We start from the raw sequence: 12,884 nt of genomic DNA, 5'->3' as shown, positions 1-12,884 counted from the left end.
CACGTGCTGCACCCCTGCTCTCAGTTCTCCGAACTCTGCTCTGCCGACTCGGGCGATGGCTTTTCCGAACGCGAAACCACAACGTCGGTGAGCAGCAACCCGGCCACGATCGAGACGGCGGTCAACATCATCGTCGCGGTCAGTCGAATGCCGCTGGGCAGGTCCTCTTGGACCATGATCTGCGAGAAACCCGAGAATCCCAGACTACCGGGAACCAAAAGCAGCAGCGCTGGTAGCAACATCACCGCCGTGGGGATCCCCAATCGATTGGATGCAAAGTGGCTGGTCACACTGGCCACAAAGGAGGCAATCCCAACCGAAGCAAAGGGCCCAAAGGTGGTTCCCGCCAAACGCAATGCGCCATAACCCACCAAGGTCGATGCGAGCAACCAAGGGATGTCGCGATAACGCGCCCGAAACGTCACAGCAACGCACAACCCGATCGGCACCAGAACCAGCGCCGACGCCAACAAATCGGGTGAATGCAAAGGCAACGAAGAAGGCACCGGCCGAAATGCTTTGACCAGACCGTAGCCCATCGAGACGCCAAACACGATCGTCAGCAGCGTGGTCATCGCACCGGCAAACCGAGCCGACCCCGAAGCCAAGTTCTGCGTTGCCAATTCATTGATGCTGATCGTCAGATGCAATCCAGGAACGAGCAGAATCAAAGCGGCCAAAGACGTGATCTCAAAGTTGCCCGCGCCGGTGAAGGCCTGAATGCCACAGGCAATCGAACTGGCCACAAACCCCGCGACCACGTTGATCAAGTGCGCCTGATGTCGCACGTGATTCATCCACACCACCACGCACCCGACGATCAACCCAATGACGCCCGCAGCAAGCACGACTGTCTCGTCGCCTCCCACCAGAACGCTGATACACGCAGCGACTCCGCCTTGCGAGGCAATCTGAACCGCTGGTCCGTACCCATCCTGCATTTCGTTGATGAGAGCCAATTGATCCCAAGCTTCCGTGACCTCCAACTGGTCTTCCTGAATCGCACGTTGCAACTCAAACAGTGCGGCGTACCGCCCCAGATTGGTGTCGCTTGGATAGACACGCAACAACCGAGTCTCGCTGCCACCGAAGGTCACAAACAGGGCCGTTGGCGTCGAAAAGAAGCTCGCCTCATGCCCCAACGAGGCTGCCACCTGCTCCATTTCCAAGTCCAACTCGTACGCCGGTGAACCGCAGGCGTGCAAGCTCCTCGCAAGTTCCATGATGAGCTCGACGGAAGAAACTCGTGACAACGCTTCAGGCCTGAAAGAGGTGATTGGCAACGGAGCACCCCAAACAGGAAGAGGGCTTTGCAAGCACGGCATTAAAACAGGCCATCGGCGGTCTGAATAGGATCGAGCTTGCGAACCAGTCTCCCCGGCCCCTCCAATCCCGCACCGGCCGCACATTCGATTCAACCGCCAAGGTCATTGCTCCCCCAGGCGAGGCAGCGTCTTTCTCATCCCCGAATTCTCATTCTCCAGGTCTGCATCACGATTCCGATGTAGCGTTTGACAGCCTTGAGGAATCAAGGCAACAACACTACTAATCCAACATTGCTCGCGGGGCACGTGACATGTTACATCGAAAAACCCACTCTGGTTCCGTCCAGAGCGTGGACCTGCAAGCGGTCCATCCAACGACCAGAAAGATCCCGCCGTTCCTGATTCGAGTCGCAGTTCTTTGGGGCTGCCTTCTGGCGGGTCTCTTCTTCGCGTTGATTGCTTACGGCAACACGGCGGGTCCCTCCGAACCGCCGCCTGCCACCGGACCCGTCGAACATCCGACCAGCGTCTCGCGATCAACCAACTCTTCCGACTGGGAATTGGTGATGGCCGTTCATCCGAAATGCCCCTGCACGGTGGCATCGGTCAATGAACTGCAACGCCTGCTCCGTCAGGTTGACAACCAACTGACCTGCCGATTCCTGGTCTACCATCCCGCCGACACCAACAGCGATTGGATGGACGGAAAAATCACCTCCCGTCTCTCGCGCATCCCTCACGCTTCCATTCAAGCGGATGAGGCAGGGAAGGCGGCGATGGAGTTGGGCATGAAGACGTCGGGCGCGGTGGTCGTTTTCGACCCTCATGGCAAACCCCGTTTTCATGGCGGGATCACCGCTTCTCGGAATCACGAAGGTGACAACCTTGGCGTGCGCTCCATTTCCATGTTGCTTCGAGGCCAAACACCGCCTCTCACTTCGACACCGGTTTTCGGTTGTCGGCTGTAGTCCTCGAGCCGGATAGTCATGTCAGAAAACGAACTCGAAACGGCACCTCTTCCAAAGAGTGCGCAGATCCTCTTTGCGGAGCATTTGCAATCACGGCAAATCAATGCGGACCGCGCATTGGCTGTGGTTCTCGCTCTGCAATGGGCGTTTGCAATAGGCTGCGCCGTTTGGATTTCGCCGTACACCTGGATTGGGTCCCAACAACTCGTCCACGTGCATGTCTGGAGTTCCATCGTTGGCGGCGGACTGCTCACCATCTTCCCGGTGTTTCTCGCCATCAATTTCCCTGGCCAGCGCATGACGCGGATGATCATGGCCGTCGCGCAAATGCAATTCTCTGCCTTGCTGATCCACTTGATGGGCGGCCGGATCGAGTCCCATTTCCATATCTTTGGCTCACTCGCCTTCCTGGCGTTTTACAAAGATCCCTGGGTGTTCCTGCCGGCAGTCTCCGTGATCAGCCTGGACCATCTGGTCCGCAGCCTGTTCTGGCCTGAGTCCGTGTTTGGCGTTCTCTCGCCATCGCCCCTTCGTGCTTTGGAACACGCCGGTTGGATTGTCTTTGAGACGATTTTCTTGATCCTGGGAGTTCGTCAAAACAGGCTTTCTCTCTGGGAACTGGCCAAACTTCAGTCCTCGCTCACTCAACAACGTGACTTGCTGGAAGAACGCGTTCGCAGTCGGACGTCGGAGATCGAGCAACAACGCCACATTCAGGACACCATTCTGCAGCGCATTCCCGCCGCCGTCTTCTGGCGTGACATCAACGGAACCTTCTTGGGTTGCAACGAAATATTCAGCGAGTTCGTTGGACTGAAGTCGCCCCAAGACATCGTTGGCAAACGAATGAATGACATCATTCCTTCGAACGACCAAGCGCACAACCGATTGTCCAGCTTCTGCGATTCACCGGATGAGAATGTGGAACTTGTCAACATCGAAGAGATCCTGCAGAACTTTGCCGGGGAATCCAGAACGGTTCTAGCGGGCGCCACCTCGCTTCACGACCATCAAAACAACTGCTTTGGAACATTAGGAAGTTTCCTCGACATCACCGACCTGAAACATGCCGAGTCGCGTGGCAAATCGCTTGCCAATTTGATTCAAGAATCGCCCAATGAGCTCTACATTTTCGATGCGGAGACATTGCGCCTGGTGGAAGCCAACCGCGGATTCCTGCGGAGCATCGGCCTGGAACGCGACCAACTGGGCAACTGCTCCCCGCAGGACTTCCTCCAAGGCATCTCAAACCATGAACTGCGTCAACGGATCACCGTGGCCATGGCAGACCCAAGCGAACGATGCGCGTTCAACTCGGCTCACGTGAGGAAGGACGGCACCGCATTTCCAGTACACGTGGACATTCACCGGTCGACGTTTGAAACTCGGCCCGTGTTCGTTGCTTTCGCGACAGACCTGAGTGACACGCAAGCCATGGAACGCCAATTGGCGCAAGCCCAGAAACTGGAATCCATGGGGCAACTCGCCGCTGGGATCGCTCACGAAATCAACACCCCCATGCAATGTGTCAGCGGGAACGTGGAATTCCTGACCATGAGCTATGAGCGTCTCTTCCAGTTCACCGACGGATTGTTCGAACTGCTCAAAAGCCCTTCGTTGAATGCGGTCGATGCTCAATCACAACTCGAATCGTTGACCAAGCAGCATCGCTACGACGTGTTGCGAGAACAGACGCCGGATGCCATCGAAGAAGCATCACAAGCGGTGATTCGTGTGATCGAGATTGTCCGAGCGATGAAAGCCATGTCGCATCCAGGCCGGCAAGAGATGAACGACACCGATGTGAACACTCTGATTCAGCAAGCGGCAATCATCAGCCGCAACCGATACAAATATGTTGCTGAATTGGAACTGGATTTGTCACACGACCTACCGCCAATCCCTGCCTTCGGGGCAGAACTCAGCCAAGTCTTCATCAACTTGATCGTCAACGCGGCGGACGCCATCGCAGAACGCAAGGCAAGTGAGCCTGACCTCGAAGGCAAGATCCGAGTCAACTCAGTGCAAAAAGACAACCAAGTTGAAATTCGCGTGAGCGACAACGGAACCGGAATGTCAGCGGATGTCCGTTCCAAAGTTTTCAACCAGTTCTTCACCACCAAAGAGGTCGGCAAGGGCACCGGGATGGGACTCTCGCTGACATACAACATTGTCTCCTCGAAACACAATGGCACGGTTCGTGTGGAATCCGAACCCAACGTCGGAAGCTCCTTCATCGTGACGCTCCCAATGGACGCCAGCCAGTCCATTGCAGACGACTCCGACAAAGAACGCCCGGACACTTGTCGTGTTCCGGTTCTGACTTGATCTCCCTGACAACCACCTAAACACTTGATTCAACCGGCGAACAACCCGATGAATGAACGAATCCTACTCGTCGACGACGACTACAGCTTGCTGAACACACTCAAGCGAAACCTGTCCTTTGACTTCGAGGTCACCACCTGCGAATCCGGTCAAGAGGCTTTGGCCTGCATCAAGAATTCCGAAACCTTCTCCGTTGTCATGGTCGACATGCGGATGCCAGGAATGGAAGGCATCGAAGTCATCCAAAAGGCGCGTGAGATCTCGCCCAACAGCGTGTACCTGATGCTCACAGGAAACCAGGACCTCACCACCGCGATGGACGCGGTCAACGACGGGCAGGTCTTTCGGTTCCTGAACAAACCTTGCCAAATGAGCGACATCAAAGCGGCCATCAATGCCGGAATCAAACAACACGACTTAATTACGAGCAAAGAAGAATTGCTCAAGAAGACTTTTTCAGGTGCGATCAGTGTCCTGGTGGAAATCATTGAATACGTTGACGATCCGTTGGTCGACACCGACGACATCCTGAAATCAGCGAAAGAGATGCTCACCGAATGCAACGCGGACACCGATTGGCGTGTGCCGTTGACCTCTCGCTTGATGGTCGCAGGCATTCCACTGCTGAACCTCGACCAACGAGAAACCTTGGCCAAAGCGTCCATCACGTCGGACGAACATCGCAAGATCGTGAAAGAAGTCTTCTCCATTTCCAGCCAATTGATCAAACAAATCCCACGACTGGAACCGATCTCTGATTTGCTGGATCGAATGGGAAGCACCGAGATCACGACCAAGCAGTGCACCAATGACGACGACAAAATTGCTCAATCGATCTTACTCAGCTACTACCAAAGCATGCTGAAACGTCGAGGCGAAACCGGCGATGTCGCCTTAACTGAAATTGAAGATCGATTCCCAGACCTCGATCAAAACTTCAGTGAACATGTTCGTCATGCTACCGATGCACAGCCTAAACCGACGATCGAAAGCATTTCAACATCTGAACTGTTGACAGGCATGATGGTCGCAGAAGACGTTCGAATGCCGAACGGCCTGCTGCTCATTGCATCCGGACGCAAGCTATCGCCGCCGATGGTCACACGTCTCCGCAATCTGATCGGCCTGGAAACAGTCGCGGTCGAAATCCCAGCCAAACGATCGCCCGAAATGGCGGGGACCTAGATCACGAGGATCCAATTCTCTCACGCCCGATTCTTTCGACGTCTGTCCCGTCGCAATTCAAGTGTGTTTGACCGCTTCACTGGACCAGCACCACGCTCAACATTGGCTTGCAACCTTCACCGAGTGATCTCGTGCACCTGGTCGACCTTCATCGGCCCCAACTCAATCTTCTCGCCATCTGGCCACCGCACCGTCACGTTCTGAACAGCCTCGTGCTGCCCCAGCCCAAACGTCAACGGCAACTCCACCTGAGTGAGATAGCTTCGCGTCGGCATCACCTGTTTGGCCAGCACCTCGTCGCCGACCGTGACTTCCACCCAAGCCCCAATCGCATCGCGATTGCACTTCACCCCGTCGCCCACCAATTTCAGTCGCAGCCAATGGTGACCGGTTGCTTGATCGTTGCGCAACAACCGTGGTGAACGCCCCACCGACGTGATCAGCAAGTCCAAGTCGCCATCCAAATCAATGTCGGCATACGATGCGCCGCGACCAACCATCGGCACAACAAAATCGTTGCCCAACTGCTCCGCACCGACAGGAAGAAACTCCGTCTCATACTCGGGTCCCGCGTTCCAAAACATCTGCGGTGGCTGCTCGTAGTGCTGGCTCGGCTGCACCCGATTGATGTCTTCTTCCAAGTGGCCGTTGGCACAAAACAGATCCAAGCGACCGTCCAGGTCATAGTCGACATAGGCCAAACCAAACGTCAGCAACAACCGCGTGCTGGGCCCGAGTCCGGTCGAGACCGCTTCGTCGTAGAACTGCATTCGCCCGGCTTTGGTCACATACAACGCCGTCATTTCATTGGAAAAGTTCCCGATCGCAACCGCCATGCTGGATCGCTCACGAAAGGATGTCACATCGATCCCCATCGCCCCGCGAGCGTTGCCGGTGGAATCAAATGCGATCCCACAAATCGCGCCCATCTCCGAAAATTTCCCGTCACCACTGTTTCGAAGCAAACAGTTTTGGACCGTGTCGTTGGCGACCACCACATCCATGTAGCCGTCCTGGTCGAAATCACAAAGTGCCAAACCCAGCGACTTCGACTGTGGCACGTCGGTGGAAACATTTCGAACCTGAATGCCAGCCGCTTCGGAAACGTCCGTGAACTTCCCGTCCCCTTCGTTGCGATACAGGTATGAGAACGTGCCTTCGAAATTTTGCGGTCGACCATAGGCCCGTCCGCCACCGACGAGTTGAAACCCCTGCGACTCATCGTATTCGCGACTCCAAACGACGTAGTTGCACACAAACAGATCCAGATCGCCGTCGTTGTCATAGTCAAACCAGCCCGAACTGGTGCTCCAGCGATCTTCCGCGCCGCTCACACCCGCGGACTCGGTGAGGTCTTCGAATTTCCCCTCACCAAGGTTCCGAAACAAGCGATTCTTCCCGACCGCCGAAATGAACACATCCACCAACCCGTCTTGATCGAAGTCGCCAACGGCACACCCCATGCCATACATCTCGACATCCAATCCGGATCCCTGCGTCACATCCACAAAGGTGCCACCCTCATTTCGATACAGTCCCGATGTGTTCCCCCGACCACTCGGTTCATCCCAGGGCCAATCCATGGAGTTGATCAACAACAGATCCTGATCCCCGTCGTTGTCAAAATCGAGGAACGCGCTCCCTCCCCCCATCGTTTCAGGCAGCAACTTGTCTCCGGTCGCGCCGTTGTTGTGCACAAACGAAATCCCCGCCTCTTCGGTGATGTCTTTGAACGGGGTTTTTGGAAGCACCACCTTGGGTTGTTCTCGAATGGCAACGCTCGCCAACTGAGATTCGCGCACCGGCGGCGCCGGCTTGGGACGCGTCAGAAGATAGGCGGCGATGCCGCCGACCAGCACGATTGCCACCAACGCGATCAACGACCCCCGCATCGCGCGACCGATATCGGCTTCATCACGCAATTCACTTTCATCCACTTCGTTTGACTGCGGATCACTCGACATCATCATCTCCTTCGGGGGCAGGGCTGGTGACCGCAGCGGAATGGTCCGTTGGGGTTTCGGGCGGTGGGGTTTCCGTTGGCAATTCCCGATGCAAGGAATACTTCACGACCGCTTCGGCCGCGTGGTTGGCAGCGGGATACTTTTCTCGGGCCAGACGAATCGCACGCCCTTGGGCGTTGTCATCCGGCTTGTAGATTTGGTGCAGTTTCCGATGTTTCTCTGCCGACTCTTGATCGCCGAGACGCTCATAGAGCAATTGCAAATTGTGATGAGCGGAAACGTTTTCAGGATCGATCTGCAGCGTCTTTTGATACTGCCTGACCGACTCTTCGAAATAGGCCTGACTCTCGTCAGTCCGACGTTGACGTTCGCGAGTGTTGCCCAGATCGAACAAAGTGCGACCCAGTTGGTTGATCACTTCAATATCCAAACTGAAATCAAAGCCGCGACGCTGCATGTCTTCCGTGCTGTCTTCCAGCACGCTTCGAAGGTTTTGTTCGGCCTCTTCCAAGCGCCCCTGTTGCGAGTTGATGACGCCTGACAACCACGCCCACGTCCAGCGTGGAAAACCTTCGGTCTCGCGATACCCATCGGCGCGCTGCAAGGCCTCGACCGCTTCATCCAGCCGACCTTCCGTGTTCAGGACGCGAGCCAAGTTCAGCGGGCCGTCGTATCGATCCAACGCCTCCACTTCACGGAAAGCGCCTTCGGCCTGACGAAGTTCCGCCTTGCCCTTCAGTAGCAAACCGATGCCGTAGTCGTTCCAACGCTGCCAGGTTGGAATGTCCCGCGGTGAATTTTCAACGGCATCGTCCAACCCTTCGACAGGGAACACCATCGTGTCGACCGCCATCGTCGTGATCGGCAACTCATTGGTGTAGTGCTGACCGGGAATGTGCCCGCGAATTTGAATCCCATGTTCTTCATTGACCCTGGCCACGAAGTCCATGTACTCCGTGTCGAACTTTCGATACAGCAACTTCAACTCCACCTGAATCGGTTCGCTCACATCGTCGGGCACATTCAGTTCGTAGTGAACTGTCTGCCCAGCCCCCGGTGGGATTTGGTGATTGTAAAGCGGCGTGAAGATATCTTCGGCATTTCGCCGATTGATTCGGTTGCCATCCTTGTCCAGCATGAACACGTTGATGAAGTGCGACCACGGATCGACTTCATTGTGTCTGTTTTCATTGACCCAACCGCTGTGACCGATCAATCGATCGCCGCTGGTGACTTTGACTTCCAACCAAATTTCGTTGCTGTCCACGGTCCCCTGCGAAAACAGGTGCCCCATTTTCATCGTCCGAACCACCGTTTCCAGCAGATACTTTTCACCCCGTTTCAGTGCGGGCACCTCTGGACGCAGGGGCGCGATCAATTCGCCATCGATCTCACCACCTTCCCGAACACCAAAGATGTCGACACGCATCACGTCCTGCAAATACTCTTGATGCGCCTCAATAACGTCCTCTCGATCACGCAGCCAGGCGATCCCGGTGTTCGCCGAGGGGAACATGTGATCGTGCACACTCAGCTCCTCGGCGCCGTCAAACTTTTTCGCGCCAAAGTCATTGGATGCCACCAAGGGCATGTGACACTTGTTGCAGTTGTCGACCGCCTTGGGCGGGTAGTAAAAACTCCTTGCACCGTGCCCGGACACGCCACTGAACAAATACGGGTCGTAGTGGTTTTGGCCACGCAAAAATTCTTTGTAACCGGTCAACGCTTCTGGCAAGTGCACCTTGTGGCACGTCGAACAGAACTCCGCCGTTTTGTGAAACGGTTTCAAGAACGTTTTCTTGTGAAACGAAGGTTTCGCCTTCACCAATTGATTGTTGATCCACTGCAGCGCCGCGTTGTCGCTGTTGGCAAACGGATAGTGCAGTGGTTCTTCAATCGTGTAGTCGGCGTTGCCTCGCACACTGTTCACGTTTGTGATCGCATGACAAACCGTGCACGTGATCCCCGCTTTGGCAGTTGAGTGATTGGTCATGTCAAAGTTGGGATCGTCAAATGCCCCCGAAAAGAAGGGCACGGGATCGTGGCAACCCGCACACCATCGTGAGGCCTGAACCGATCCGTCCCGCTCGAGCGACTTCGCTCGTGTTTCGCTGACGCTGGCAAAGTAGGGTGCATTGTTGAAAGAACTGAACCGGTGAACGCTGTCCTGCCAATCTTTGTGAATGTCGGCATGACACTTCAAACAGTATTCATCGTTCATCAATGCATCGGAGGGAATGAAGTTACCGCTCGACGTCCGCGCCAAGGAAGGTTCGAAGTACTGCGTGCCTGAGTCGGGTCCCACCGCATTCCACTGCCGAGGATCCTGCATCTGCAAGATCACCATGGCGGCGATGGACGCCACCGCGACCCCGCCAAAGCTCATTCCGATTCGCCACTTGATGCGCGGTCCGGCTAAGCGGTGCAGCCAATACAGCCAAATCGAAGCGAGCGGAAACGCGACGTGCAACCAGTACACGGTGTTGCGTGCCAACGGTTGTTTCAAATCAAACCCACCGATCCGAACCAACAAAATTCCCGTCGCGAGGATCCCCAAGCTGACCGCGAACAGAGCGTACCCAATCCGGACCGCCCGCCGGTTGCGACGATCCTTGGTGTTCCACATGTGGATGAACCCAAAGATGACGACCGGCAGAACCAACAGCAGTCCCATCACCAAGTGAGCCAGGAACATGTATTGATAAAAGTAGTCCTGGTACGTCTGATCCCGAAACCACTCGAGGAACGTGAACGTCGCCAGATATCCCGAGTTGGCCAACAGCAATGCGAACAGAACGAAGATGGCGTAGAGCAGTTTTTTGAGCCGCGGACCAACCGCGCGAACATACTTTTTTCGCGGCTTCGGCACGGCCGCACCGGGTTGTGCAACAGATGACATGAGTCGATTCCAAGAAACGGTCAGATGACAGACGAGGTGCGCACCCGCCACCGAGAACATCGGATGGGGTGCATCAATCGAATGAAAGCGGAGCACTTTCAATCGGGACCCTTCGTTCGCCAGCGCAAACGAATTGGCGCAGGCGATGACTTCGAGCAAGACCTCTTCCGCAACGTTGACACAACGCCAGAGGCGAACTGTGTGATTGGTGCTGCGCCCGCATGTGGATCATCGACCAAGACGATGAATGACAATCGAGACGTGCAGACCAGGGTGTGGAAACGACTTGCTCAAGCCTGAGACAATGTCATCTGCGGCGGGCGATCGATCCCGAGCGAGAATCCCGGTTGGACATCCATCGAGTCTTCCTGCGATCGGCAAAGAAACTCGCCCAAGCGAACGCTCTCCGCCCCCGCCTTCCAAACCGCATCGTGATGCGGACGTTCAGCAACAGGAATCATCGGCGCAGGAATCGGAAGCACTGGTAGTTGGCCACACAACGGGCCATCACACGGTTTGGCTGGCACCGATTGGCTGGGCAGCCCTCGACTGGGCAGTCTCTGACTGGGCAAACCTTGTTGGGCCATCTCAAGATGGCGATTCTGCTGCGTTCCCGATTCGCTGTTTCCACCTTCGCTGATTCGCATCGATGACGGCTGAGCAGCGACGATGGAAGTGCTGCCGGAGTGCTGCAACCAATCCCCGCAACTCGCCTCGACTGAACGTGGCGTCGAAACGCCCGCCAGTAAAACGGCGACTACGAATGGAAAGAGAACACGCGACATCGATTCTTCAGTCGGTCCAACGGAGAGTCTGCCACCTCAAGAAAAGCAACGCTCGACCAAGAGCAGAGGCTGGCACCCCTACGAGCCTAGGCGGACTCACCCCCCAAGTCAATCAAACAAGGGGAGCTACTTTCCCCGCAGCGGTCTCGGGGGCACCTCGCCCCCTCCGAAACCCGCGAGCAGGAGGAGCGATTGCCGTCTCGGCGTCGCTCCTCCCAAGCCCGTCCAAGCTTGCTTCTGAAGGACGCAAAATCCCGAAGTTTGCTACGATGATTGCACCTGCGAGACTTACTCTGGATTGACATGAAACTGACGACCCAAACTGACTACGCGTTGCGAACGCTGATGTACTTGGCCACGAGAGACACTCGGGCCAACGTCGCGGGGGTGGCCTCGCTTTTTAATATCTCAGTCAACCATGTCGCCAAAGTGGTCAACTTGCTCGCGCGAGAAGGCTACGTCCGAAGCATCCGCGGAGTCGGCGGTGGGATTGAACTGGCCGTTCGACCGGAAGACGTTACCGTGGGCCAGATCATCGAAACGATTGAAAACGACACGCATCTCCTGCCCTGTGTTGGATCCGACCACAGTTGCGTGATCCATTCGTTCTGCAAACTCAGTGGCGTGCTGGCCAACGCCGAACGCATCCAAATGGACTATCTGAACAGCGTCACACTCGCGGACGTCGTCCCCACGCGTGGCCAATTGGATCAACTCAAGACCGAATGAGCCGGGTTGGTTGAGCAAACCCAGACCCATCGGAACACGCGCCCCCTGCTGCGGACGTCCACCGCCCGCAAACCGGACCTTTCGCGAACTTCCGCCCCCCTCGATTTTCTCGGCGGAAAATACTCGACAAAAGATATTTCACTAATAACCTATTCAGCAGTGAAACGAAGTCCGTTTGAGGAAGTCGCGATGAGCCTGCAGCACGAACTGAATCGCCCTCAACCGTTTCGCTGCTTGGACCAAGAGGTTTTGCTGAATTTCCTCCGTATCGGTGACCAACTTGAGAACCGATTTTCGCGACTGTTCCGCGAGCATGGATTGACGCTCTCACGCTTCAACATCCTACGCAGTCTCGCATTGGCAGAACGCCCGCTGACCTGCGGCGAGATTGGCGAACAAATGATCCAGGTTGTGCCCGCGGTCACGTCGCTGGTGGACCACCTTTGCTCACAAAAGCTGGTTGAGCGGAACCGCTGCACAGAAGATCGCCGGGTGGTGCATGTGACGATCACCCCGAAAGGCAAACAACTGGTGGACGACACCATGCAGCCCTTGAAAGAGATGGAAGATCGAATGCTGAAGCAGCTCAGCAAGGCGGACAAAAGCCAGCTTTTGCAATTGCTCAATCAAACTCGCGAATCGATCTCACACGTTGACGACTGACTTCGGTCGAACCTCCCCCCCCATTCACCTTGGTCGCTCCGCCCCGCCTGCGTGGAGACGCCACGCCCCCCCGAATCACCCTCCCGTTTCTGGACCCC

At 55.9% G+C, this 12,884-nt stretch carries 10 protein-coding genes; 6 read left to right on the top strand and 4 right to left on the bottom strand.

The window, feature by feature from the left end; all coding sequences use genetic code 11:
* Positions 1-20: 20 nt before the first annotated feature.
* Positions 21-1,223: a threonine/serine exporter family protein gene (locus UH5x_RS19050; RefSeq protein ID WP_047812713.1), complete on the bottom strand. Its 1,203-nt coding sequence runs from the start codon at positions 1,221-1,223 to the stop codon at positions 21-23.
* A 353-nt stretch (positions 1,224-1,576) separates the two neighbouring features.
* Here UH5x_RS19050 and UH5x_RS19045 point away from each other — a divergent pair, with 353 nt between their 5' ends.
* From UH5x_RS19045 to UH5x_RS19035, 3 genes are read left to right on the top strand one after another with little or no spacing between them, the layout of a single operon-like run.
* Positions 1,577-2,233 (top strand): thioredoxin domain-containing protein, encoded by a 657-nt coding sequence (locus UH5x_RS19045; RefSeq protein WP_482633342.1) that lies wholly within the window; start codon positions 1,577-1,579, stop codon positions 2,231-2,233.
* A gap of 18 nt (positions 2,234-2,251) precedes the next feature.
* Entirely contained in the window at positions 2,252-4,561 is a 2,310-nt protein-coding gene (locus tag UH5x_RS19040) for a PAS domain-containing sensor histidine kinase (protein ID WP_482633341.1), read from the top strand.
* Positions 4,562-4,609: 48 nt separating this feature from the next.
* Positions 4,610-5,746, top strand: coding sequence for a response regulator (locus UH5x_RS19035; RefSeq protein WP_047812712.1), 1,137 nt, complete (start codon positions 4,610-4,612; stop codon positions 5,744-5,746).
* 116 nt (positions 5,747-5,862) lie between these two features.
* Here the strand turns inward: UH5x_RS19035 and UH5x_RS19030 are convergent, their stop codons facing one another.
* Both UH5x_RS19030 and UH5x_RS19025 read right to left on the bottom strand, forming a co-directional pair.
* On the bottom strand, positions 5,863-7,710 hold the full coding sequence (locus UH5x_RS19030) for a CRTAC1 family protein (protein WP_047812711.1): 1,848 nt from the start codon (positions 7,708-7,710) through the stop codon (positions 5,863-5,865).
* Positions 7,700-10,609 (bottom strand): multiheme c-type cytochrome, encoded by a 2,910-nt coding sequence (locus UH5x_RS19025; protein ID WP_047812571.1) that lies wholly within the window; start codon positions 10,607-10,609, stop codon positions 7,700-7,702. Before UH5x_RS19025 ends, UH5x_RS19030 begins: the two co-directional genes overlap by 11 nt.
* 24 nt (positions 10,610-10,633) lie before the next feature.
* On the opposite strand from UH5x_RS19025, the gene UH5x_RS19020 reads away from it, so the two are divergent.
* A complete protein-coding gene (locus tag UH5x_RS19020; protein ID WP_482633340.1) occupies positions 10,634-10,909 on the top strand; it encodes a hypothetical protein in 276 nt (91 codons plus the stop codon).
* Here the strand turns inward: UH5x_RS19020 and UH5x_RS19015 are convergent.
* Complete coding sequence (locus tag UH5x_RS19015; RefSeq protein ID WP_047812569.1) at positions 10,900-11,394, bottom strand: hypothetical protein; 495 nt, start codon at positions 11,392-11,394, stop codon at positions 10,900-10,902. The genes UH5x_RS19020 and UH5x_RS19015 overlap by 10 nt on opposite strands.
* 303 nt (positions 11,395-11,697) lie before the next feature.
* Here UH5x_RS19015 and UH5x_RS19010 point away from each other — a divergent pair, with 303 nt between their 5' ends.
* Both UH5x_RS19010 and UH5x_RS19005 read left to right on the top strand, forming a co-directional pair.
* A complete protein-coding gene (locus UH5x_RS19010) occupies positions 11,698-12,123 on the top strand; it encodes an RrF2 family transcriptional regulator (RefSeq protein WP_047812568.1) in 426 nt (141 codons plus the stop codon).
* A 189-nt stretch (positions 12,124-12,312) separates the two neighbouring features.
* A complete protein-coding gene (locus UH5x_RS19005) occupies positions 12,313-12,786 on the top strand; it encodes a MarR family winged helix-turn-helix transcriptional regulator (protein WP_047812567.1) in 474 nt (157 codons plus the stop codon).
* Positions 12,787-12,884 lie beyond the last annotated feature (98 nt).

This window comes from Rhodopirellula sp. UH5, assembly GCF_056839225.1.
Note: the sequence above shows the minus strand (reverse complement) of the source record. Positions and strands in the feature narration are given on the sequence as shown.